Source organism: Brevundimonas sp. UBA7507, from assembly GCF_002478355.1.
In the GTDB taxonomy this organism is placed as follows: domain Bacteria; phylum Pseudomonadota; class Alphaproteobacteria; order Caulobacterales; family Caulobacteraceae; genus Brevundimonas; species Brevundimonas diminuta_D.
Map to the genome: position 1 here is coordinate 1 of NZ_DLNP01000012.1, position 23,132 is coordinate 23,132.

The following is a 23,132-nucleotide window of genomic DNA, read 5'->3' on the forward strand; positions in this document are numbered from 1 at the left end:
CGGTTACATGGTATGTCTTTTCAAAAAGACCGCAGTTGTCAGTGTCGACTGATGAACCCCGAAGGGTTCTCGCCAGGACACCGCCGCCTGCGTTTCTCTTTCCAGATCAACGATTTCAAAGACCAGGACCGGAAGAACCGGCCGGACCGTTTAGCGCCGGGTCCGCGGCGGAGGCGGCTATCTAGCCGACCCAGTTTTTCGTGTCAAGCAGTTCTTTTTAAAGAACTTTCTTTTCACGAAACCGCCCCGGAAGGAGCGGCGGAGGCGGCTATCTAGTGAGAGCCGATCTCCTTGTCAACCAGGCTTTTCAGCCTTTCTGCTTTTTCCGAAACCGAAGCTTCGAAGGCCGCAGTAAACCGCCGGGAAAACCGAGAGGCTATCCCTCAACTCAATCCAGCGATTCGATTGAAGCGCGGAACCTAACCGATCCAACCGTCCGAAGCAAGACGCTTTTTCAAGCTCTCGCCCCGAACAAAACCCCGAAAACCAAGTCTCCGAAGCCCGCTGGGCCAGCCCGTCTCCGAGCGAGGCGGCGATATACGAGGCGCTCTTCGAACTGGCAAGCGGCTTTTCACAAAAAGTCCAAGAAACTCAACGAACGAGAGTCGTCCGCGCCTTACTTCCGGTGCCCTTCACGTACGCGCGCGTCTTGGGAGCTAAAGTGAAGTCGGCCTCAAAGTGAAATTTTCATCCCCGTCGCACATTTGAGCGACTGTTTTTAGCGCCCAAACCCTGCGGCGACGCCACCGCGAGGTTCTTTCTTGCACAATTCGCCCATCCGCGGTTGCGTCGCAACATTCGGCGAGGCATAAGAGCGCCAGTTCGAAAGGTCTGTCCTTGTCCCACCGCGCCGCCATCGCTGCGATCCTGAGCCCCGCGCAAGCGGCGGCCGATCTGCGCGTGCTGTCGCTGGGCGTACTGCTTCTCTCGGTAATTCTCATTCCGCTTAGCCAAGCGGTGTGGATGCCTGCGACCTGACCTGAACCCAGCCAGTTTCGCCCATTCACCCCGCTCCGGCTCCGGACGCGGGGTTTTTCTTGTGCCCAGCCAACACCGACAGGCAAGAAGTTCCAAAACTGCAATGACAACGCCTTCTGACAGCACGAAACAACCCAACAGCCGCTCTGCAGCCGTCACCCAGGGCCCGAACCGGGCGGCGGCGCGATCCTATCTGCGCGCGGCAGGCATGCAGGACGCCGATTTCGACAAGCCGATGATCGGCATCGTCAACACCTGGTCGACCGTCACGCCCTGCAACATGCACCTGGACCGTCTGGCCAGGGACGTGCGCGCCGGGATCATCGCGGCAGGCGGCTGGCCGGTCGATTTCAACACCATCGTCGTCACCGACGGCATCTCCATGGGCACCGCGGGGATGAAGGCCTCGCTGATCAGCCGCGAAGTCGTCGCCGATTCCATCGAACTGGCCATCGAGGGGCATCAGCTGGACGGCGTCGTTTGCATCGTCGGCTGTGACAAGACGATTCCAGCCGCGGCCATGGCTCTGGCCCGCATGGATATCCCCGGCCTGGTCTATTACGGCGGCACCATCCTGCCCGGCGTCATCGGCACGAAGGAAGTCTCGGTCCAGGAAGTGTTCGAGGCCATCGGCGCCCACGCCGCCGGTTCGCTGGACGATGCGGGCCTGAAGGCGGTCGAGAGCGCGGTCTGCCCCGGCGCCGGAGCCTGCGGCGGCCAGTTCACGGCCAACACCATGGCCATGGCCCTGTCGATGATGGGGATCAGCCCCATGGGCGCCAATGACGTGCCCGCCGTCGATCCGGCCAAGGGCGCGGAAGGCGAACGCTGCGGCCGCCTGATCGTCGAGCGCGTCTTCGCCGGAGACACCGCCCGCAAATACATCACCCGCGCCAGCCTGAAGAACGCGGCCGTCGCCGTCTCGGCCTCAGGCGGATCGACCAACGCCGTCATGCACCTGACCGCAATTGCGGCCGAGGCGGGCGTCGATTTCGGCGTCGAGGACTGCCACAAGGCCTGCGTCGAGGCGCCGGTCATCTGCGATCTGAAGCCGGGCGGCCGTTTCCTGGCCTCGCACCTGTATGCGGCGGGCGGCACGCGCCTGGTCGCCCAACGTCTGGCCGAGGCAGGCAAGATCGCCAACGTCCCGACCGTCTCGGGCCGTAGCCTGTTCGCCGAAGCGGGCGACGCCGAGGAGCAGCCCGGCCAGCAGGTCGTGACCCGCTTCGAGGCGCCGGTCATGGCGCGCGGCTCCTACGCCGTCATCTATGGCGATGTCGCGCCGGAAGGCGCCGTCATCAAGCTGACCGGCCACAAGGTCGACCGCTTCGAAGGCCCCGCCGCCGTCTTCGACTGCGAGGAAGACGCCTTTCACGCGGTTCAGGACGGTTCGGTCGGCGAAGGCGACGTCATCATCATCCGCTACGAAGGCCCCAAGGGCGGCCCCGGCATGCGTGAGATGCTGCAGGTCACCGCCGCCCTGAAGGGCCGCAAGATCGAGAACGTCGCCCTGCTGACCGACGGTCGCTTCTCGGGCGCCTCCTACGGCTTCGTCGCCGGCCACGTCTCGCCCGAAGCGGCGGTCGGCGGCCCCATCGCTCTCATTCGCGATGGCGATCCGATCGTCATCGACGTCACCAACCGAAGGATCGATGTGCTCGTCGATCTGGAGGCGCGCCGGGCGGACTTCGCCCCCAACCGGATTCGCCCGGCGCAAGGCGTCTTCGCAAAATACCGCGCCGCTGTCGCCTCCGCCTCGCAAGGGGCCGTGACCATTCCCAATCCGCCGCCGGCCCAGATCCCCGCCGATCTGGCCGCCCGCTCCACCGAAACCGCTGCTTCTTAAGGACGTCCTTCCCATGGCCATCACCATCTACACCAATGAAGACATCAAGCCGGGCGCCATCGCCGGGCAACGCATCGCCGTCATCGGCTACGGCTCGCAGGGCCGCGCCCACGCCCAGAACCTGAAGGATTCGGGCCACGACGTGATCGTCGGCGTTCGCCACGGCGGCACGGGCTGGAAGCACGCGACCGAAGACGGCCTGGCCACGGCCGAGCCCGCCGAAGCGGTCAAGGGCGCCGACATCATCGCCATCCTGACGCCCGACATGATCCAGAACGAGATCTATCGCGACGTCATCGAACCGAACGCCAAACCCGGCTCGGCTCTGCTGTTCGCGCACGGCTTCTCGATCATCTACGGCCGCATCACGCCGCGCGACGACATGGATGTCATTCTGGTGGCGCCCAAGGGTCCGGGCGATCTGGTCCGCCGCGAGTTCGCGCGCGGTCGCGGCGTCCCCTCCCTGTTCGCCATCGAGAAGGACGCGACCGGCAAGGCGCGCGACCGCGCCATGGGCTACGCCAAGGGCATCGGCGGGGCGACCGGCGGCCTGCTTGAGACGTCGTTCCGCGAAGAGACGGAGACGGATCTGTTCGGCGAACAGGCCGTCCTGTGCGGCGGCGCCAAGGAGCTGGTCATCCAGGGCTTCAACACCCTGGTCGAGGCCGGCTACCAGCCCGAGATCGCCTATTTCGAATGCCTGCACGAGCTGAAGCTGATCGTGGACCTGTTCTACGAAGGCGGCATCTCCAAGATGCACCACTTCATCTCGGAAACGGCCAAGTGGGGCGCCGTCGCCAGCGGCCCGCGCGTCATCACCGACGAAACCCGCGCCCGCATGAAGACCATTCTGGACGAGATCCAGAGCGGCCAGTTCGCGCGTGAATGGATCGCCGAGAATGAGGCGGGCAAGCCGAAATACGAAGCCCTGCTGACCGAGGACCGCGCCAGCCAGATCGAACAGGTCGGCGCCCGTCTGCGCGACCGCATGGCCTGGCTGCAGACGGCCAAACAGGCCGCCGCCTGAACCTCTATATATATAAAGAGAGACTGATCCGATGAGCGCCGCCGCGCCCGCCCTTAAAACCCCCCCCGCCCCGGCCGTCATGACCGGCGCGCGCCTGCTTGTCTCCAGCCTGGAGCGGATGGGCGTAGAGGTCGTGTTCGGCTATCCCGGCGGCGCCATCATGCCGATCTACGACGCCCTGACCGGCTCGTCGCTGAAGCACATCCTGGTTCGCCACGAACAGGCCGCCGCCTTCGCCGCCGACGCCTATGCGCGCCTGAGCGGCCGGGTCGGCGTCTGCATGGCGACCTCCGGCCCCGGCGCCACCAATCTGATCACCGGCATCGCCAACGCCATGATGGATTCGGCGCCGATGGTCTGCATCACCGGCAATGTCCCCCAAGGGGTCATGGGCACCGACGCCTTTCAGGAGATCGACATCCTGGGCGTCACCCTGCCGATCGTGAAACACTCCATCCTGGTCCGTGACGCCGCCGAGATCCCGGCCGCCATCGAACAGGCCTTCCACATCGCCGCCTCGGGCCGCCCCGGCCCGGTGCTGGTCGACCTGCCCAAGGACGTCCAGTTCGCCGAAACGGCCGCCCCCTTCGGCTACAACATTCCCAATGAGACGACCGAGGCCGACGCCGACGCCATCGCCGAGGCCGAGCGCTTCATCCGCGCCGCTGAACGCCCGCTGATCTACATCGGCGGCGGGGTGAAGATCGGCCGCGCGACCGAGGCCCTGCGCGCCTTGGCCGAGACCACCGGCATTCCCGCCGTCGCCACCCTGAACGCCCTGGGCACGGTGCCGACCGACGCCCCCGGCTTCCTGGGGATGCTGGGGATGCACGGAACACGCGCAGCCAATGAGGCGGTTCAGGCGTCCGACCTGCTGATCGTCATGGGCGCCCGCTTCGACGATCGCGCCACCGGCAAGCTGGCCGAGTTCGCTCCTCACGCACGCGTCGTCCACTTCGACGTCGACGCCTCCGAGATCGGCAAGCTGCGCGAGACCCACGTCGCCGTCGGCGGCGATATCCGCCCGGCCATCGAGGCCCTGACTGAACGCCTGGCGGCGGCCCCGCTGGCCATCGACCCGTGGGTTATCCGCTGCGCCTCGGCGGCCGAGCGCCACGCCGCCCGCTATGACGCGCCGGGCGAAGGCGTCTATGCGCCCGCCCTGCTGAAGCAGTTGTCCGAGGCCGCCGGCGACCGTTTCGTCGCCGCCTGCGACGTCGGCCAGCATCAGATGTGGGCCGCCCAGCACTGCCGCTTCTCCAAGCCGGAAGCCCACATCACCTCGGGCGGTCTGGGCGCCATGGGCTTCGGCCTGCCCGCCGGTCTGGGCGCCAAGCTGGCGGACCCGTCGGCCACGGTCGTCACCATCGCCGGCGACGGCGGCTTCATGATGAACATCCAGGAGCTGGCGACGCTGAAACGCTACGGCGTCGCGCTGAAGATCGTCCTGCTGGACAACTCCTCCCTGGGCCTGGTGCGCCAGTGGCAGGAGCTGTTCTTCGAGGAGAACTATTCCGAGGTCGATCTGTCCGACAACCCGGACTTCGTGAAGGTGGCCGAGGCCTTCGGCATCGAGGCCTTCCGCATTGATCGTCGCGATCAGGTCGAGGCCGGCATCGCCCGTCTGCTGGCGGCCGACGGCCCCTGCCTGGCCCACGTCATCATCAACCCCAAAGAGAACGTCTGGCCTCTGGTTCCGCCGGGCAAGAGCAACGCTGAAATGATGGAAGGCGCATGACCATGAGCGACACCATTCACATCCAGATCGACCGGGCCGACGGCTCGCTTCAGCGTCTCATCGGCCTGGTGGAGCGCCGCGGCTTCCACATCGACGGCATGAGCATGGCCGATGAAGGCGCTTCGCGCCGCATCGCCCTGACCGTGCGCGGCCGTGACGCCGCGCGCTCCATCGACAACCTGGGTTGCCAGATCGACCGCCTGTTCGGCGTCGCCCGCATCGGTGCCCAGTCCTTCCAGTCCGAGGCCGCCTAATGTCCCGAGTAGAACGCGTATCCAGAACCGCCGAAATCGCGGCCTCGGACCCGAACCGCGTCATCATCTTCGACACCACCCTGCGCGACGGCGAACAGGCGCCTGGCTTCTCCATGTCGGCCGAGGCCAAGCTGAAGATGGCTCATGTCCTGCGCGACCTGGGCGTGGACGTGATCGAGGCCGGTTTCGCCGCCGCCTCGCCGGGCGACGAGGAATGCATCCGCCGCGTGGCGGGAGAGATCGAAGGCCCGGTCTTCGCCTCCCTGTCGCGCGCCAACGAGAAGGACATCGACGCCTCCTTCCGCGCCCTGGCTCCGGCGCCGAAATCGCACCGTCGCTGCCACGTCTTCCTGGCCACCAGCCCGATCCACCGCTCGGCCAAGCTGCGCATGAGCACCAACGAGGTGCTGGCCACGATTTCGCGCACGGTGGAATACGCCGCCTCGATGTTCGACGACGTGGAGTTCTCGGCCGAGGACGCCTTCCGCACCGAGCCGGAGTTCCTGGCCGAGGCCCTGACGGCCGCCGCCGACGCGGGCGCGCAGACGCTGAACGTGCCCGACACTGTCGGCTACGCCACGCCGGAAGAAGCGCGCCAGCGGTTCGCCTATCTGGACGGGATTATCCGCCCGCGCCATGCGGACATCATCTTCTCCTCACACTGCCACAACGACCTGGGTCTGGCCGTGGCCAACTCCCTGGCCGCCGTCGAGGGCGGGGCGCGTCAGATCGAGGGCGCGATCAACGGCATCGGCGAGCGGGCGGGCAACGCCTCGATCGAAGAAGTCATCATGGCCCTGCGCACCCGCGCGGACCGATATGGGGCGACCGTCGCCGCCGAGAGCCGCCATCTGGTGCGCGCCTCCCAAACCCTGCGCGACGTGACCGAGAGCGTCATCGCCCGCAACAAGGCGATCGTCGGCCTGAACGCCTTCGCCCACGAGGCCGGGATCCACCAGCACGGCATGATGGCCGACGCCCGCACCTACGAGATCATGCGTCCCGAGGATGTCGGTTTCGAGGGCAGCTACTTCGTGCTGGGCAAGCATTCCGGCCGCCATGCAGTCGGCAAGCGGGCCGAGGCTCTGGGTCATGTGCTGGAAGGCCAGCGCCTGGCCGACGTCTTCGCCGGCTTCAAGCAACGCGCCGACCAGATCGGCGAAATCAATGACGCGGAACTGACCGCCATCATCGCGGCCGTCACGGCCTCCGCACCACAGGATACGACCTATGCAACCGCTGGCTAAGAACATCTGGATCAACGGCGAACTGATCGCGTGGGAAAAGGCCACGGTTCACGTCATGAGCCACGCCCTGCACTACGGCACCTCGGTGTTCGAAGGCATCCGCGTCTATGACACGCCGAACGGCCCGTGCGGCTTCCGTCTGACCGACCACATCCGCCGCCTGTTCGACAGCGCGCGCATCTACCACTTCCCCATCCCTTATAATGAGGACGAGCTGGTTCAGGCCTGCAAGGACGTGGTGCGGGCCGAAGGTCTGCGTTCGGCCTATCTGCGGCCGCTGGCCTTCCTGGGCGAGTGCGGCATGGGCGTCAGCCCCTCGGCCGAGGCGATCCGCAGCGATGTGATGATCTCGGCCTTCGCCTGGGGCGCCTATCTGGGCGAAGAGGCGCTGGAGAAGGGGGTCGACGCCTGCATCTCCAGCTGGAACCGCGTGGCGCCGAACACCGTCCCGGCGGGCGCCAAGGCGGGCGGCAACTATCTGTCCTCCTATCTGATCGGACGCGAAGCCCGCGTGCGCGGCTTCGGCGAGGGCATCGCCCTGGGCGCCGACGGCCTGCTGTCCGAAGGCGCGGGCGAGAACCTGTTCATCGTCAAGGACGGGGTGCTGATGACCCCGCCCGCCGCCGCCTCCATCCTGCAGGGCATCACCCGCGACAGCGTGATGAAGCTGGCGCGCGGCCTGGGCTATGAGGCGCGCGAACAGGTGCTGCCGCGCGAAGCCCTCTATGTCGCCGACGAGGTCTTCATGACCGGCACGGCGGCCGAGATCACCCCTGTCCGCTCCATCGACGGCATCATGACTCGCGCAGGCGGCCCCGGCCCGGTGACGAAGGCGGTCAACAAGGCCTTCCGCGGCCTGTTCGACGGCACGACGCCCGACCGCTTCGGCTGGCTGGAGCCCATCGGCGAAGCGGCCGCCGCCCCGACCAGGGAGCGCGCGCATGAGCCAGCCTAAAACCCTGTATCAGAAGGTCTGGGACCGGCACGTCGTCGTGCCGGAAACCGCCGAGACTCCGGGCGTCATGTATGTGGACCTGCATCTGGTTCACGAAGTCACCTCGCCCCAGGCCTTCTCCGAAATCGAGGCGCGCGGGCTGAAGGTCCGCCGCCCCGACCGCACCTTCGCCACCCTGGACCACTCGACCCCCACCCTGCCCGCCGGGCGGGATGGTCAGCGCCCCTATGTCACCGAACAGGCGCGCCGTCAGGTCGAGACGCTGGAGGCCAATTGCGCCCGTCATAATGTCGAACTGGCGGGCTGGGGTTCAGACCAACGCGGCGTCGTTCACGTCATGGGGCCGGAGCTGGGCCTGACCCAACCGGGCATGACGGTCGTCTGCGGCGACAGCCACACCGCCACCCACGGCGCCTTCGGGGCGCTGGCCTTCGGCATCGGCACCTCGGAAGTCGGCCATGTGCTGGCGACCCAGTGCCTGCTGCAGCGCCGGGCCAAGGCCATGCGGGTGACGGTCGACGGCGCCCTGCGTCCCGGCGTCTCTGGTAAAGATGTTGCGCTGGCTGTCATCGCCGCCATCGGCTTCGGCGGCGGCACCGGCTACGTCATCGAATATGCAGGCGAGGCCGTGCGCTCGCTGGACATGGAAGGGCGCATGACCCTGTGCAACATGTCCATCGAGGCGGGTGCGCGTGCAGGCATGATCGCGCCGGACCAGACCACCGTCGACTGGCTGCGCGGCCGTCGCCACGTCCCCGCCGACTATGAGGCCGCCGTCGCCGACTGGCTGGGTCTGGCCACCGACCCCGGCGCGGTCTTCGACAAGGAGGTCGTGCTGGACGGCGCCGCCATCCGCCCCATGGCCACCTGGGGCACCACGCCCGACGCGGGCGCCCCTGTCGGCGCGCCCGTGCCGCAGCCGCGCTCGGCCTCGGACCAGAAGGCCATCGACTACATGGGCTTCACCGCGGGCGAGGCGACCACCGGCCACAAGGTCGACGTGGTCTTCATCGGCAGTTGCACCAACGGCCGCCTGCCCGACCTGCGCGCCGCCGCCGACGTCCTGCGCGGCCGCAAGGTCCAGCCGGGCGTGCGGATGCTGGTCGTCCCCGGCTCCGAGGCCGTCCGCCGCGACGCCGAGGCCGAAGGTCTGGACCGGGTCTTCACCGAGGCGGGCGCCGAATGGCGCATCCCCGGCTGCTCCATGTGCATCGCCATGAACGGAGACTTCGTCGCGCCGGGTCAACTGGTCGTCTCGACCTCCAACCGCAATTTCGAGGGTCGTCAGGGCAAGGGCGCCCGCACCATCCTGGCCAGTCCCGCCACCGCCGCCGCCAGCGCCGTGGCCGGGGTGCTGACCGATCCGCGCGTCTATCTGGAGGCCATCCATGCTTGAGGCCTTCAAGACCCTGACGTCTAAGACCCTGACCCTGAGTCAGGCCAATATCGACACCGATCAGATCATCCCGGCGCGCTTCCTGACGACCACGACGCGCGAGGGGCTGGGCGCCCACGCCTTCCACGACTGGCGCTATGAGGCCGACGGCTCGCCCAAGCCCGAGTCCGTGCTGAACCGCATCGACCCGACCGAGCATCGCATCCTGCTGGCCGGTCCCAACTTCGCCTGCGGCTCGTCGCGAGAGCACGCGCCCTGGGCCCTGCTGGACTATGGGTTCCGGGCGGTGATCTCGACCGAGATCGCCGACATCTTCACCTCCAACGCCCTGAAGAACGGCCTGCTGCCCATCGTCGTCGATCAGGCCGTCTGGGACGACCTGGCCACCCACCCGGAACAGCCGGTGACCGTGGATCTGGAGACGAACGAGATCCGGCGCGGCAACGCCCCGGCCGTCCCCTTCAAGGTCGAGGCCTTCGCCCGCCAGTGTCTGCTCGACGGGGTCGACACCCTCGGCTGGCTGCAATCCAGACTGCCCTACATCCAGACTTTCGAACGCCTGCGCCAAGACGCCTATCAGCCGGAGACCGCCTGATGCCCGCCCATGAAACCCATCCCGCCCCCCGCACCTTCAACATCGTGGTCCTGCCCGGCGACGGCGTCGGCCCGGAAGTCGCTCTGGCGGCCCAGCGGGTCCTGACCTGCATCGGCGACATCTACGGTCACCGCTTCGACTTCACCGAGCATCTGATCGGCGGCGCGGCCATCGACGCCAGGGGCGAGGCGCTGCCGGAAGACACGAAAGCCGCCTGTCTGGCTTCCGACGCCGTCCTGCTGGGCGCGGTCGGCGGACCCAAGTGGGACGGCGCGTCGGTCCGGCCCGAACAGGGCCTGCTGGCCATCCGCAAGGCCATGGGCCTGTACGCCAACCTGCGCCCGCTGCAGGTCTCGCCCGTCCTGGCCCACCGCTCGCCGCTGAAGAAGGAGATCGTCGAGGGCGTCGATCTGATCGTCTTCCGCGAACTGACCAGCGGCGTCTATTTCGGCGAGCGCACCCGCACCGCGACCAGCGCCTCGGACCTGTGCGTCTACACGGTCGAGGAGATCGAACGCGTCGCTCGCGCCGCCTTCCAGGCCGCCGGTCAGCGTCGCGGCAAGGTCACCTCCGTCGACAAGGCCAATGTCATGGAGACCAGCCGCCTGTGGCGTGAGGTCGTGACCCGCATCCACGCCGAGGAGTATCCGCAGATCACCCTGGAACACGCCCTGGTCGACTCCATGGCCATGCACCTGATCCGCAAGCCGCGCGAGTACGACGTCATTCTGACCGAGAACATGTTCGGCGACATCCTGTCGGACGAGATCTCGGTGCTGGGCGGCTCCATCGGCCTGCTGCCCTCGGCCTCCCTGGGCGCAGATGGACCGGGCCTGTTCGAGCCGATCCACGGCTCGGCGCCCGACATCGCCGGACAGGATCTGGCCAACCCGGTCGGCATGGTGTTGTCGGCGGCCATGATGCTGCGTCACAGCTTTGATCTGGAGGATGAGGCGGATTCCATCGAGGCGGCGGTCGCCGCCGTCCTAGCCTCGGGCGCCGTCACCGCCGATCTGGGCGGGCCGCTGGGCACGGTCTCGGCCACCCGCGCCATCGTCGACGCCATCCGCGCCATCCACTGGGCGGCGGCGCGTCATGTGCCGATGCACTGGGCCTGAGGATCCCGCCGGTCAGGATTCAAGAGGCGGGCTGCGGCGCGCCTCTTTCTCTAAACTCAGCCGTCAATCAGGCCTTGAAGAGTCGTCGACATCCGTCTGGCGAGCGAGGCCTTCTGTGTATCGTCCAGCATCGAATAGCTGTCGGACAACTCTCTCCCGATCGCCATGCCCATGATCAGCCCAGCAACCATCCGGGCGCGCACAGCCGCGTCTTCGCCGCCGATCCATTGGGTCAAGGGCTCGAAAAACCGTGAGTTGGACGTGCGCTGGATCACATCCATCGCCTTGGCGGAGCCGATCGAACGCAAAACGATCAGAAGGCCTCGCATCTTTACGCCGCCGTCTTGATGTTCACACGGCGTCATGTCGCCATAAACGATTTCCCGCGCCAGGCGTTCGCCGAAATCAGCCCTGTCGCCCTCCAGAAGATCGCGGCCGTTCTTGCAGCTGTCCATGACCGCCACGAACAGATCTTCCTTCGAGCCGAAGTAGCGGCTGATCAGCGCCGCATCGACGCCGACGTCGCGCGCCACGTCGCGCATGCCGACATCATCATAGCTTTCCGCGCAGAAACGCTCGCGCGCCGCCTCCAGAATGGCCTGGCGGGTGGCGTTGGCGTTACGCGGCCGGGGAACGTCGCAAAGGACCAATTGGTCGCACTCCAATAAACCTTACGGACTATATGGCCTTGTCATCAGGCGTTGACAAGCGTCGCCTTCGTCGTCTTTAAGTCAGCCGGTGTTGACTGGACGCCTTCTCCCCAAAGAGCGACAGTCTCTCTCAATCACGCTACTCCCAAGGAGATTGCGCCGATGCGCACGGTTAAGATCGCGGCCGCGTCCGCTTTGATGGCGGCCGCCCTCTATGGCTGTTCCAAGGGACAGGAGGCGCCGGCCCAAGGCGCGCCGCCCGTCACGGTGGCGGCGCCCCTGTCGCAACAGGTCGTCGACTGGGACGAATTCACCGGCCGCTTCGAGGCGCCTCGCTCGGTCGACGTGCGCGCGCGCGTCGGCGGCTACATCCAGTCAGTCCACTTCAAGGACGGCGACTTCGTGCGCCAGGGCCAGCTGCTGTTCACCCTGGACCCGCGGCCGGCCCAGGCGGCCCTGGCCTCGGCCCGCGCACAACTGGCCCAGGGCCAGGCCCAGCTGACGCTGGCCCGCACGGAACTGGCCCGCGCCGAAGGCCTGCTGGCCTCGCAGGCCGTGTCCCAGGCTGAGGTCGACGCCAAGCGCGGCGCCGTCCAGACCGCCGAGGCCGCCGTGGCCGCCGCCAACGCCGCCATCCGCGCCCGTCAGCTGGACGTTGAGTTCACCCGCGTCACCGCTCCGATCTCGGGCCGCGTGTCCGACCGCCGGGTCGATCCGGGCAACCTGATCGGCGGCGGCTCGTCGGCCGGCGACGTCCTGACCACCATCGTCTCGTCCTCGCCGATCTACTTCGTCTTCGACGGCTCCGAAGCCCTGGCGCTGAAGTATCAGCGCGACGCCCGCAACGGTTCGGCCCCGATCCGCATCCGCCTGCAGGACGAGACCAGCTATGACCGCACCGGTACGCTGGACTTCACCGACAACGCCATCGACGCCTCCTCGGGCACCATCCGCCTGCGCGCCGTGGTGCAGAACGCCGACGGCTTCCTGAAGCCCGGCATGTTCGGTCACGCCCAACTGGCCGGTTCGGGCGGGTACGCCGCCATGCTGGTGCCGGATTCCGCCGTCGTCACCGACGGTCCGCGCAAGGTGGTCTACGTCGTCGCCAAGGACGGCACGGTCGGCGCCAAGCCGGTCCAGCTGGGTCCGCTGGCCAACGGCCTGCGCGTCGTGCGCACGGGCCTGACGCCGGACGACCGCGTCATCATCAACGGCCTTCAGCGCGCTCGCCCGGGCCAGAAGGTCACCGCCCAGAACGGAACCATCAAGGCTGAGGAAACCAAGGCCGACGCGCCCGTGACCACGGCCCCCGTCGCCTCGTCCGCCACCTTCGTCGCCAGCGCCGGCTGAGGAGGAGGCTCACGAGCCGGAACCTGATCCATGAACATATCCCGCTTCTTCATCGACCGGCCGATCTTCGCGATCGTGATCTCGGTCTTCATCACCCTGATCGGCGCCTTCGCCATGCCGATGCTGCCGCTGGCGCAGTATCCGGACATCGCGCCGCCGACGATCAGCGTGAACGCCTCCTACGCCGGCGCTTCGGCTGAAACCCTGTCCGAAACGGTCGCCGCGCCGCTCGAGCAGGAGATCAACGGCGTCGAGAACATGCTCTACATGACCTCGTCGTCCACCTCGGACGGCCGGGTCACCGTGACCGTGACCTTCCAGCCCGGCACCGACCTCGACACCGCCCAGGTGCTGGTCCAGAACCGGGTCGCCCTGGCCGAGCCGCGCCTTCCGGCGCAGGTCCGTCAGGTCGGCGTCGTCGTCAACAAGGAGTCGACCGGCTTCCTGATGCTGGCCTCGCTGACTTCCGACGATCCCGGCATCGACAGCGACTATATGGGCAACATGGCCCAGTCGACGATCCGCGACCGCCTGCTGCGGATCGACGGCGTCGGCGGCATCCAGGTCTTCGGCGGCGGCAACTACTCCATGCGCATCTGGATCGATCCGGCCAAGGCGGCCGCACGCGACCTGACCGCGCCCGAGATCGTCGCCGCCCTGCAGGCCCAGAACGTCCAGGCCGCCGGCGGTTCGATCGGCCAGCCTCCCTTCCCGACCAACGCCGCCGCCTTCGAGCTGCCGGTTCAGGTCGAGGGCCGTCTGTCGGCTCCAGAAGAGTTCGGCAAGGTCGTGCTCAAGACCGATGCTCAAGGGCGCGTGACCCGTGTCAGCGACGTCGCCCGCATCGAGCTGGGTTCGGAAATCTACGGCGTCGAAGGCTACTTTAACGGCCAGCGCGGCGTCGGCATCGCCGTCATCCAGCAGCCGGGCTCCAACGCCCTATCGACCGCCAAGGCGGTCATCGCCGAGCTGGACGCCATCAAGGCCGACTTCCCGCCCGGCGTGAAGTACGCCATCCCCTATAACCCGACGGAATACGTCGCCGCATCGGTCTCGGCGGTGGAGCACGTGCTGATCGAAGCCGTCTTCCTGGTGATGATCGTCATCCTGGTCTTCCTGCAGACCTGGCGCGCGGCCATCATCCCCATCATCGCCATCCCGGTGGCTCTGGTCGGCACCTTCGCGGTGCAGCTGGCCCTGGGCTATTCGATCAACTCCCTGTCGCTGTTCGCCCTGGTTCTGGCCGTCGGCATCGTCGTCGACGACGCCATCATCGTGGTCGAGAACGTCGAGCGCTACATCCGCGAGGGTCTGACGCCCAAGGAAGCGGCCTACCGCTCGATGCAGGAAGTGTCGGGTGCCCTGATCGCCATCTCCCTGGTGCTGACCTCGGTGTTCGTGCCGACGGCCTTCGTGCCCGGCATCCCCGGCATCTTCTTCCGTCAGTTCGCCGTCACCATCGCCTCAGCGACTCTGATCTCGCTTCTGGTGTCGCTGACGCTGTCGCCGGCCCTGGCCGCGCTTCTGCTGAAGCCGCACAAGGAGCACGACCATCATCGCAAGCCAGGCCTGTTCGGCACGGTGACCTATTACCTCGGCTGGGCCGGAGCCAAGTTCAACGAAGGTTTCGACTGGGTCTCGGACCGCTACGGCCGCCTGACGGCCAAGCTGATCCGCATGGTCACCATCATGCTCGTCATCTACGCCGCCCTGCTGGCGCTGACGGGCTGGCGCATGGCCGACACCCCGACCGGCTTCATCCCGGCTCAGGACCAGGGCGTGCTGATCGGCGTCGTCCAGCTTCCGCCGGGCGCCTCGCTAGAACGCACCAAGGCCGCCATGAACAAGGCCGTCGAAATCGTCCAGAAGGCCGACGGCGTTCAGGAAGTCACCGCCTTCGCCGGCCTGGACGGCTCCAGCTTCTCGCTGTCGTCCAACGCCGCGACCATGTTCATCAAGCTGAAGGACTATGAAGAGCGGACCACGCCCGAACTAGAAGCCTCGGCCCTGGCCGGCGCGCTCAGCGGGGCGACCGGCGTCATCGAGGAAGCCAGCATCTTCATGCTGTCGCCCCCGCCCGTTCAGGGCATGGGCACCGGCTCGGGCTTCAAGATGATGATCCAGGACCGTTCCGGCGCCGGCTTCAAGGCTCTGGAAGGGGCGACCTTCGCCATGATGGGCGCGGCCGCCCAGGCGCCGGATCAGGTGCAGCAGGTGTTCAGCCTCTACAACACCGGCTCGCCGCGCATCGCCGCCGAAGTCGACCGCGACAAGGCCCTGCTGATGGGCGTCCAGCCCTCGACCGTGTTCAGCACCCTGGGCACCTACCTCGGCTCGACCTACGTCAACGACTTCAACTTCCTGGGCCGCACCTTCCGCGTGACCGCCCAGGCCGAGCCCGCCTATCGCGACGAACTGGCCGACATCGCCAACCTGAAGGTCCGTTCGGCCTCAGGCGGCATGGTGCCGATCGGTTCGGTGGCGACCCTGGCCGACGATTCCGGCCCGGCGCGCGTGGTCCGCTACAACCTGTTCCCGGCTTCGGAACTGCAGGGTGAAGCGGCGCCCGGCGTGTCGACCGGCGACGCCATCGCCACGATGGAGCAGCTGGCGGCCAAGACCCTGCCGGAAGGCTTCAGCTACGAGTGGACCGAAATCGCCCTGCAGGAGAAGCAGGCGGCGGGCGGCGCGACCATCATCTTCATCATGGCGGTGGTGTTCGTCTTCCTGGTGCTGGCCGCTCAGTATGAGGCCTTCACCCTGCCGCTGGCGGTCATCCTGATCGTTCCGATGTGTATCCTGGCGGCCATTATCGGGGTGAACCTGCATGGTCTGGACAACAACATCCTGACCCAGGTCGGCCTGGTGGTCCTGATCGCTCTGGCGGCCAAGAACGCCATCCTGATCGTGGAGTTCGCCAAACAGGCCGAGGACGAAGAGGGCCTGAACCGTTGGGACGCCGCCGTCCAGGCCGCGCGCCAGCGTCTGCGCCCGATCCTAATGACCTCGTTCGCCTTCATCTTCGGCGTGCTGCCCCTGGCGATCGCCTCAGGCCCCGGATCGGAGATGCAGAACGCCCTGGGGATCGCAGTGGTCTATGGGATGCTGGGGGTGACCTTCTTCGGTCTGATCTTCACCCCTGTCTTCTACGTCATCTGCCGCTGGATGGCGGGCAAGCTGCCCAAGGCGCCGGGCAAGGAGCGCGAGCTCCCGACCAGCTTCGGCGCTCCGCCGCACGACCCCTTTGACCCCGACGGCCCGGAACCGGCTCCCGCCGCTCCGCGCCAGGGAGATGCGTAAAATGAACGGCAAACTCCGCACTCTGCTGACCGCCGCGGGGTCGGCGGCCCTGCTCGCCGCTTGCGCGGTGGGCCCCAAGGCGCCGCTCCCCACGATCCCGCCCGAAGGCCAGGGCGCCTTCGTCGGCTCGCAATCCGCCTCGGTTTCGACCGAGGCGGCCCGCGACGACTGGTGGCGGCTGTATCAGGATCCGACCCTCGATGGCCTGATCCAGCAGGCTCTGACCGAGAACAACGAGCTGGAGGCGGCCGCGGCCAATCTGCGCGCCGTCCGGGCCTCGCTGTCCGAAGCCCGCTCGGGCCGGTTCCCGACCACCACGACCTCGGCCGCCTACAACCGCAGCCGGGCCTCGACCGACACCGTGCCCACCGCCGGCGGCGCCAAGCTGCCGGAGGTCGACACCTATGACGTCGGCCTGGACGTGGCCTATGAGATCGACCTGTTCGGCCGGGTGGAGTCTTCCATCCGCGCCGCGCGGGGCGACGTGGCCGCCGCCGCCGCCGCCCTGGAGGTCGTGCGGGTGACCGTCGCGGCCGAAACGGCCCGGGCCTACGCCGACACCTGCTCGGCCAACGCCCAGATCGCCGTGGCCGAACGGACCATCGACTTGCAGGCTAAAACGGTCGACCTGACCCAGCGCCTGCTTGACGGGGGCGCCGGCAACGGCCTGGACGTCGCCCGCGCCCGCGCCGCCCTGGAACAGACCCGCGCCAGCCTGCCGCCCCTGCGGGCATCGCGCGACGGCGCCCTGTTCCGCCTGGCCACCCTGACCGGCCGCACCCCGGCCGAGGCCAGCGAGGCCGCTCGCGCCTGCCAGTCCCCGCCGCAGCTGTCGCAGCCGATTCCGGTCGGCGACGGCGCCGCGCTTCTGGCCCGCCGTCCCGACGTGCGTCAGGCGGAGGCCCGCCTGTCGGCCGCCGCCGCCCGCGTCAACGTCGCCACCGCCGGCCTCTATCCCAGCATCCGTCTGGGCGGGTCGGTGGGCTCGACGGCGCTCGACGCCTCGGACCTGGGCGAGGACGCAAACTTCCGCTTCAGCGTGGGCCCGCTGATTTCCTGGTCCTTCCCCAACGTCTGGGCGGCCCGGGCCCGGATCAAGCAGGCCGGCGCCCAGTCGGACGCGGCCCTGGCGACCTTCGACCAGACCGTGCTGACGGCGCTGCAGGAGACCGAGACGGCGCTCAGCGCTTACGCCAACGAACTGGACCGCCGCACGGCCCTGCGCACCGCGCGGGATCAGGCGGCCACCGCCGCCCGCCTGTCGCGTCTGCGTTTCGAGGCGGGCGCCGACAGCTTCCTGACGGTGCTCGATTCCGAGCGCACCCTGGCCGGCGCCGACGCCGCCCTGGCCGCTTCGGAAGCCCAGGTCGTCACCTACCAGATCGGCCTGTTCAAGGCCCTGGCGGGTGGTTGGGAACAGGCTCCCAATCCCGAAGCCTGACCTTCAGCCTCAAGCTGAAACTAGAACGCCCGGCTGGTTCGCCCGCCGGGCGTTTTCTTTGGCGGTTTTCCGCCAAGCCGCCGCACAGACAGAATATTCTTCATTCAAATATCAACAAACCAGCACTCATATGAATAATCGTCGCCCACAGCTTGGCTCAAGCGACGATCTTGCGATAGGGAGGCTGTGTGACCTCCTTAGCGCCCCTCCCCGAAGCCTTTGAGGCCGCCGCCTCGCCTGCCGCCGCCCTGGCCCAGGCGCGCCGGGTGGTGATCAAGATCGGCTCCTCCCTGCTGTTCGACGCCGCGCGGCGCGCCATCGCCGCCGACTGGCTGGCTAGCCTGGCCGCCGACATCGCCGAACTGCGTCGCCAGGGGCGCGAGGCGATCGTCGTCTCCTCCGGCGCCGTGGCCCTGGGACGCGGGCGACTGAACCTGTCGTCCAGCCGCCTTCAGGACAAGCAGGCCGCGGCCGCCGTGGGCCAGACCCTGCTGATGCACGCCTGGGAGGAAGCCCTGGCGCCCCACGGCCTGATGGCGGGCCAGGTGCTGCTGACCCGCGACGACACCGAACGGCGGCGCCGCTGGCTCAACGGCCGCGCCACGCTTGAGGCCCTGCTGAGCCACGGCGTCGTCCCCGTGGTCAATGAGAACGACACCGTCGCCACCGAAGAGATCCGCTACGGCGACAACGACCGCCTGGCCGCGCGCGCGGCGCAACTCGGACGGGCCGACCTGCTGATCCTGCTGTCCGACGTGGACGGCCTCTACACCGCCGATCCGCGTCGCGATCCGGACGCCCACCACCTACCCCTGATCGAGCGGCTGTCGCCCGAGGTGCTGGCCATGGCCTCAGGCGCCAATGCGCAGGCCGGAGTCGGCACGGGCGGCATGGCGACCAAGCTGGCGGCGGCCCAGATCGCCGCCTCGGCCGGTTGCGCCACCCTCATCGCTTCGGGGCTGACGGCCCATCCGCTGAAGGCTGTGCTCGACGGCGCCCGCGCCAGCCTGATCCTGGCCCCCGCCACGCCTCTGGCAGCGTGGAAGCAATGGATCGCAGGCAGTGTGGCGCCCGGCGGAGCCCTGACGCTGGATGCGGGGGCCGTCGCCGCCCTCCATGTCGGAAAGAGCCTGCTGCCCTCCGGCGTCGTCGCCGTCAGCGGCGACTTCGGCAAGGGCGACAGCGTGCGCCTGACCGGCCCTGACGGGGCGCGCATCGGCGTCGGACTGGCCGCCTACGCCGCCGACGAGATCGCCCTGATCCGCGGCCGCCATTCGGACGCGATCGAAAGCCTGCTGGGCTATCGCGGCCCCTCGGTCGTCATCCACCGCGACGATCTGGTTCTGGAGGACCGATGAGCGACCTCGACGCCCTGATGCTGGACATGGGCCGCCGCGCCCGCGCCGCCGCCGACGCCCTTCGCGCCACGACACCGGACGCCCGGACCGAGGCGCTTCACCGGCTCGCCGAAGCCTTGCGCGCGGCCGAGACCGACATCCTATCCGCCAACGCCCGCGACGTAAGCCGCGCCCGCGACGGCGGCCTGTCCGAGGCCCTGGTCGACCGCCTGGCCCTGACCCCCGCCCGCGTCGAGGGCATGGCCCTCGCGGTCGAAACCATCGCCGCCCAGCCCGATCCCGTCGGGGCCGAAATGGCCCGCTGGACCCCCGCCAACGGTCTGGACATCGCCCGCGTCCGCACCCCCATCGGCGTTCTGGCCGTCATCTATGAGAGCCGCCCGAACGTCACCGCCGACGCCGCCGCCCTGTGCATCCGATCCGGCAATGCGGCGATCCTTCGTTGCGGTTCGGACTGTCTGGATTCGTCGCGAGCCATCGCCGTCGTCGTCGCCCGCGCCGTGAGCGACGCGGGCCTGCCCGCCGACGCCGTCCAGCTGGTCCCCGTTCCCGACCGCGAGGCCGTCGGCGCCATCCTGTCGGGTCTGAACGGCGCCGTCGACCTGATCATCCCGCGCGGCGGCAAGAGTCTGGTCGCGCGGGTTCAGGCCGAGGCGAAGGCGCCGGTGCTGGGCCACCTTGAGGGCCTGTGCCACACCTATCTGGACGGCGCCGCCGATCTGGACGTCGCCCGTCGCGTGACCCTGAACGCCAAGATGCGCCGCGTCTCGGTTTGCGGCGCGACCGAGACCCTGCTGGTGGACCGCGCGGCGGCCGATCGCTTGCTGCCCGCCGTCGCCGCCGACCTGCTCGCCGCCGGATGCGAACTACGCAGCGACGCCGAGGCTCGCGCCTTGGTCCCGAACATGAGCGAGGCGACCGAGGTCGACTGGATCACCGAATACCTGGCCCCCATCCTGTCCGTGCGCGTGGTGGACGGTGTGGACGGCGCGATCGACCACATCCGCCGCTACGGCTCGGGCCACACCGAGGCCATCGTCACTACCGACGAGAAGGCAGCCGAGCGCTTCGCTGAGGGCGTTGACAGCGCCGTCATCCTGATCAACGCCTCGACCCAGTTCGCCGACGGCGGCGAGTTCGGCTTCGGCGGCGAGATCGGCATTTCGACGTCAAAGCTGCACGCGCGCGGCCCGGTCGGCGCCGAACAATTGACCACCTACAAATATGTGGTGCGCGGCCAGGGTCAGACGCGGCCGTAATGCACATTCTCCCTCCCCATAAAGGGGAGGGAGAACCGCGCCTCAACGGCTTTCAGGGAGCGCATAAGCGATTACATAATCCCCGCGCGGCGTTTCCATGAAGTGATGACCGCCCGCCATGATGACCACATACTGGCGGCCGTTCTGCTCATAGATCATCGGGTTGGCCTGACCGCCTGCCGGAAGGACGTCCGACCACACCGTCTTGCCCGTCTCGATGTCGATGGCGCGGATCAGGTCGTCCGTCGCCGCGGCGATGAAGATCAGCCCGCCCGCCGTCACCGCCGAGCCGCCGTTGTTCGGCGTGCCGATCTCCAGCGGCAGCATGGAGGGGATGCCGAACGGTCCGTTCTTCCTCGCCGTGCCGAAGGGGCGGTCCCACAGGGTGCGGCCGCTCTTCAGGTCGATGGCGCGCATCCCGCCATAGGGCGGCTGTTTGCACAGCAGGCCGGTGAACTTGAGCCGCCAGCCCGCATTGACGTCGATGGCGTAGGGCACGCCCATCTGCGGATCGCCTGCGCCTTCCGCCTTGGATTTCGACAGGCTGCCGCCACGGTTCGCCGCAGCCTTCTCGCGTTCGATATAGCGGGGATCATCGCGCGCGAACCAGCCCAGACGGTCCGCCTCGGCGCGGGGCACCAGGCGATTGTGGTTGGGCATGTCGTTGTAGTTCGCCACGATCACGCCGCGCGCCGGATCAACCGCCACGCCGCCCCAGTCCGAACCGCCGTTGTAGCCCGGATACTGAATCCAATGGCGGTCCGCCGTCGGCGGGGTGAAATAGCCGTCATAGGCCGCCTGACGGAACTGGATGCGGCAGACCATCTGGTCGATGGGCGACATACCCCACATATCACGCTCGGTGAGGTCGGCCTTCCTCAGCGTGTGGAACAGGGAGAAGGGCTGGGTCGGGCTGCGCTGCGACGGCTCGACGCCGCCTTGGGGCACGCGACGTTCCTCGACCTTGTGCAGGGGCTGGCCGGTGCGACGATCCAGAATGTAGAGGTCGCCCTGTTTGGACGGCAGGATCACCGCCGGAACCATGGCTCCGTTGATCGGCATGTCGACCAGGGTCGCCTGCGAGCCCAGATCATAATCCCAGACATCCTTGCGCACCGTCTGGAAATGCCAGCGCGGCTTGCCCGTGGTCACGTCCAGCGCGACCAGTGAGGTCGAGTATTCGTTCTCCGCCGGGCGGCGCAGGCCGGAATAATAGTCAGCCGAGGAATTGCCCATCGGCAGAAAGACCAGACCCAGCGCCTCATCCGCCGTGGCCGTGGTCCACATGTTCGGCGTGCCCGGCGTATAGGTCTCGCCTTCCGGCGGCAGGGTTGTGATATCCGGCCGCATCATGTCCCAGGCGAAGCGCAGCTCCCCCGTCACCGCGTCAAAGCCTTGGATCACGCCGGAGGCGTTCCACCGCTTCTGGCCGTCGAGAACCTGATGCCCCGTGACCACCACGCCGCGCACGATGACCGGCGCCGAGGTGATCGACACCATCCCCGGATAGGGATCGCCCATGCCGTGCTTGATGCTGACCGCGCCGTTGTTTCCGAAACCGGCGCACGGAACGCCCGTGCGCGCGTCCACCGCCACCAGACGTCCGTCCAGCGTGCCCTCGATGATCCGCGTGGCGCAGGGCTGGGCCGCATCAACATTAGGCGCGGCGTAATAGGTCACGCCCCGGCAGGCGGCGGTATAGGGAATCTGATCGTCCGCGACCTTGGGATCATAGGTCCACTTCTGCTTGCCCGTCGCCGCGTCGACCGCGAACAGCCGGTTACGCGCCGAGCACATATAAAGGGTGTCGCCGATCTTCAGCGGCGTCGTTTCCGCGCCCCAGCGTTCATCCGGCAGGTCGCCCGTGCGGAAGGTCCAGGCCCGTTGAAGGCTCTTCACATTGTCCTTGTTGATCTGGTTGAGCGGCGAATACCGCTGGGCGCTGTCCGAGCCGCCCCAGGCAGGCCAATCGGCGCCGACCTTCAGCATGGCCGGATCGCCCACGCCGCCGTTCGCAGCGCCCGGCACGGGGCTGAGCACCCGGGCCTTGTTCGCCTGAGCCACCACCATCCCGGAGATCAAACCAAAAACGATGATGGCCGCCAATCCGCCCAGGACCAGCTTGCCGCCCCCGCCCTCACGCTTCAGCGCCGGGAAGCTGAGCACCACCGCAATCAGCAGCACCAACGGCGCCACCACGCGCGGGACCAGGGCCCAGCCGTTCAGCCCGACCTCCCACACCGCCCAGACGACGGTGCCGATGAAGATGGCTATATAGAGCCAGGCGCCGAAGGGTCTAAGCAGGGCCAGCAACCCGCCCGACACGATCATCAACAGACCGACAATCAGATAGTAGGCCGAGCCGCCAAGCATGATCAGCTGGCCTCCGCCGATAGTCAGCGCCAGCCCGATCAGGGCGATGACGATCCCCAGAAGTCTGACAAGAACGCTGCCGAAGCCCCGTCCGCGCTCAATGGACGACATGGCGCCCTCCCATCGTTCAGCTTGGCCTTTGACTGCAACCCGCCAGCAAGACCGCCGTTCCATCGGGGCGCGAGAAACCGCCAGTCGATCCGATCAGCGCATAGAAAAAGGGCCGCACGCCTGTCCGGCGTACGGC

17 protein-coding genes are annotated in these 23,132 nt (G+C 67.9%); 15 read left to right on the top strand and 2 right to left on the bottom strand.

Features of this window, described 5'->3' with window-relative positions; genetic code table 11:
* The first annotated feature begins 837 nt into the window (after window positions 1-837).
* The 10 genes from B3D50_RS07240 to leuB all read left to right on the top strand — a co-directional run bounded on the left by B3D50_RS07240 (window position 838) and on the right by leuB (window position 11,154).
* Window positions 838-978 (top strand): hypothetical protein, encoded by a 141-nt coding sequence (locus B3D50_RS07240; RefSeq protein WP_157678000.1) that lies wholly within the window; start codon window positions 838-840, stop codon window positions 976-978.
* A 103-nt stretch (window positions 979-1,081) separates the two neighbouring features.
* Complete coding sequence (locus B3D50_RS07245) at window positions 1,082-2,824, top strand: dihydroxy-acid dehydratase (protein WP_286950447.1); 1,743 nt, start codon at window positions 1,082-1,084, stop codon at window positions 2,822-2,824.
* A gap of 13 nt (window positions 2,825-2,837) precedes the next feature.
* Window positions 2,838-3,851: a ketol-acid reductoisomerase gene (gene ilvC / locus B3D50_RS07250; protein ID WP_286950448.1), complete on the top strand. Its 1,014-nt coding sequence runs from the start codon at window positions 2,838-2,840 to the stop codon at window positions 3,849-3,851.
* 31 nt (window positions 3,852-3,882) lie between these two features.
* On the top strand, window positions 3,883-5,589 hold the full coding sequence (gene ilvG / locus B3D50_RS07255; protein ID WP_349680855.1) for an acetolactate synthase 2 catalytic subunit: 1,707 nt from the start codon (window positions 3,883-3,885) through the stop codon (window positions 5,587-5,589).
* A 2-nt stretch (window positions 5,590-5,591) separates the two neighbouring features.
* The gene (locus B3D50_RS07260; RefSeq protein ID WP_286950450.1) at window positions 5,592-5,843 is read left to right on the top strand and encodes an ACT domain-containing protein; all 252 of its coding nucleotides are present in this window, start codon (window positions 5,592-5,594) and stop codon (window positions 5,841-5,843) included.
* On the top strand, window positions 5,843-7,090 hold the full coding sequence (locus tag B3D50_RS07265) for a 2-isopropylmalate synthase (protein WP_286950452.1): 1,248 nt from the start codon (window positions 5,843-5,845) through the stop codon (window positions 7,088-7,090). Before B3D50_RS07260 ends, B3D50_RS07265 begins: the two co-directional genes overlap by 1 nt.
* Window positions 7,074-8,045, top strand: a complete 972-nt coding sequence (locus B3D50_RS07270; protein WP_286950453.1) for a branched-chain amino acid transaminase — start codon at window positions 7,074-7,076, stop codon at window positions 8,043-8,045. Before B3D50_RS07265 ends, B3D50_RS07270 begins: the two co-directional genes overlap by 17 nt.
* Window positions 8,032-9,441 carry a 3-isopropylmalate dehydratase large subunit gene (leuC, locus tag B3D50_RS07275; protein WP_286950454.1) on the top strand — a complete coding sequence of 470 codons (1,410 nt, stop codon included), beginning with the start codon at window positions 8,032-8,034 and terminating at the stop codon, window positions 9,439-9,441. The genes B3D50_RS07270 and leuC overlap by 14 nt, the downstream gene beginning before the upstream one ends.
* The gene (gene leuD / locus B3D50_RS07280; protein WP_286950455.1) at window positions 9,434-10,036 is read left to right on the top strand and encodes a 3-isopropylmalate dehydratase small subunit; all 603 of its coding nucleotides are present in this window, start codon (window positions 9,434-9,436) and stop codon (window positions 10,034-10,036) included. The genes leuC and leuD overlap by 8 nt, the downstream gene beginning before the upstream one ends.
* A complete protein-coding gene (leuB, locus tag B3D50_RS07285) occupies window positions 10,036-11,154 on the top strand; it encodes a 3-isopropylmalate dehydrogenase (RefSeq protein ID WP_286950457.1) in 1,119 nt (372 codons plus the stop codon). The genes leuD and leuB overlap by 1 nt, the downstream gene beginning before the upstream one ends.
* Before the next feature lie 56 nt (window positions 11,155-11,210).
* On the opposite strand, the gene B3D50_RS07290 is transcribed toward leuB, so the two are convergent.
* Window positions 11,211-11,819 carry a TetR/AcrR family transcriptional regulator gene (locus B3D50_RS07290; RefSeq protein ID WP_269296332.1) on the bottom strand — a complete coding sequence of 203 codons (609 nt, stop codon included), beginning with the start codon at window positions 11,817-11,819 and terminating at the stop codon, window positions 11,211-11,213.
* A gap of 147 nt (window positions 11,820-11,966) precedes the next feature.
* Here B3D50_RS07290 and B3D50_RS07295 point away from each other — a divergent pair, with 147 nt between their 5' ends.
* The 5 genes from B3D50_RS07295 to B3D50_RS07315 all read left to right on the top strand — a co-directional run bounded on the left by B3D50_RS07295 (window position 11,967) and on the right by B3D50_RS07315 (window position 20,512).
* Window positions 11,967-13,154 carry an efflux RND transporter periplasmic adaptor subunit gene (locus B3D50_RS07295; RefSeq protein WP_286950459.1) on the top strand — a complete coding sequence of 396 codons (1,188 nt, stop codon included), beginning with the start codon at window positions 11,967-11,969 and terminating at the stop codon, window positions 13,152-13,154.
* A gap of 30 nt (window positions 13,155-13,184) precedes the next feature.
* The gene (locus B3D50_RS07300; RefSeq protein ID WP_286950460.1) at window positions 13,185-16,454 is read left to right on the top strand and encodes an efflux RND transporter permease subunit; all 3,270 of its coding nucleotides are present in this window, start codon (window positions 13,185-13,187) and stop codon (window positions 16,452-16,454) included.
* 1 nt (window position 16,455) lies between these two features.
* Window positions 16,456-17,895 (top strand): efflux transporter outer membrane subunit, encoded by a 1,440-nt coding sequence (locus B3D50_RS07305; RefSeq protein ID WP_286950461.1) that lies wholly within the window; start codon window positions 16,456-16,458, stop codon window positions 17,893-17,895.
* A 188-nt stretch (window positions 17,896-18,083) separates the two neighbouring features.
* Complete coding sequence (gene proB, locus B3D50_RS07310) at window positions 18,084-19,253, top strand: glutamate 5-kinase (RefSeq protein ID WP_409516115.1); 1,170 nt, start codon at window positions 18,084-18,086, stop codon at window positions 19,251-19,253.
* Window positions 19,250-20,512 carry a glutamate-5-semialdehyde dehydrogenase gene (locus B3D50_RS07315; RefSeq protein ID WP_286950463.1) on the top strand — a complete coding sequence of 421 codons (1,263 nt, stop codon included), beginning with the start codon at window positions 19,250-19,252 and terminating at the stop codon, window positions 20,510-20,512. The genes proB and B3D50_RS07315 overlap by 4 nt, the downstream gene beginning before the upstream one ends.
* A gap of 42 nt (window positions 20,513-20,554) precedes the next feature.
* Here B3D50_RS07315 and B3D50_RS07320 read toward each other — a convergent pair whose 3' ends face one another.
* The gene (locus B3D50_RS07320) at window positions 20,555-22,996 is read right to left on the bottom strand and encodes a membrane-bound PQQ-dependent dehydrogenase, glucose/quinate/shikimate family (RefSeq protein ID WP_286950464.1); all 2,442 of its coding nucleotides are present in this window, start codon (window positions 22,994-22,996) and stop codon (window positions 20,555-20,557) included.
* Between the last annotated feature and the right edge of the window lie 136 nt (window positions 22,997-23,132).

Excerpts from the sequence above, each read along its gene's own strand:
- B3D50_RS07320 (WP_286950464.1), bottom strand. The coding sequence starts at position 22,996 with ATGTCGTCCATTGAGCGCGGACGGGGCTTCGGCAGCGTTCTTGTCAGA.
- B3D50_RS07305 (WP_286950461.1), top strand. The coding sequence starts at position 16,456 with ATGAACGGCAAACTCCGCACTCTGCTGACCGCCGCGGGGTCGGCGGCC.
- ilvG (WP_349680855.1), top strand. The coding sequence starts at position 3,883 with ATGAGCGCCGCCGCGCCCGCCCTTAAAACCCCCCCCGCCCCGGCCGTC.
- ilvC (WP_286950448.1), top strand. The coding sequence starts at position 2,838 with ATGGCCATCACCATCTACACCAATGAAGACATCAAGCCGGGCGCCATC.
- B3D50_RS07260 (WP_286950450.1), top strand. The coding sequence starts at position 5,592 with ATGAGCGACACCATTCACATCCAGATCGACCGGGCCGACGGCTCGCTT.
- leuD (WP_286950455.1), top strand. The coding sequence starts at position 9,434 with ATGCTTGAGGCCTTCAAGACCCTGACGTCTAAGACCCTGACCCTGAGT.
- leuB (WP_286950457.1), top strand. The coding sequence starts at position 10,036 with ATGCCCGCCCATGAAACCCATCCCGCCCCCCGCACCTTCAACATCGTG.
- B3D50_RS07300 (WP_286950460.1), top strand. The coding sequence starts at position 13,185 with ATGAACATATCCCGCTTCTTCATCGACCGGCCGATCTTCGCGATCGTG.
- B3D50_RS07270 (WP_286950453.1), top strand. The coding sequence starts at position 7,074 with ATGCAACCGCTGGCTAAGAACATCTGGATCAACGGCGAACTGATCGCG.
- B3D50_RS07265 (WP_286950452.1), top strand. The coding sequence starts at position 5,843 with ATGTCCCGAGTAGAACGCGTATCCAGAACCGCCGAAATCGCGGCCTCG.
- B3D50_RS07245 (WP_286950447.1), top strand. The coding sequence starts at position 1,082 with ATGACAACGCCTTCTGACAGCACGAAACAACCCAACAGCCGCTCTGCA.
- B3D50_RS07295 (WP_286950459.1), top strand. The coding sequence starts at position 11,967 with ATGCGCACGGTTAAGATCGCGGCCGCGTCCGCTTTGATGGCGGCCGCC.
- B3D50_RS07315 (WP_286950463.1), top strand. The coding sequence starts at position 19,250 with ATGAGCGACCTCGACGCCCTGATGCTGGACATGGGCCGCCGCGCCCGC.
- leuC (WP_286950454.1), top strand. The coding sequence starts at position 8,032 with ATGAGCCAGCCTAAAACCCTGTATCAGAAGGTCTGGGACCGGCACGTC.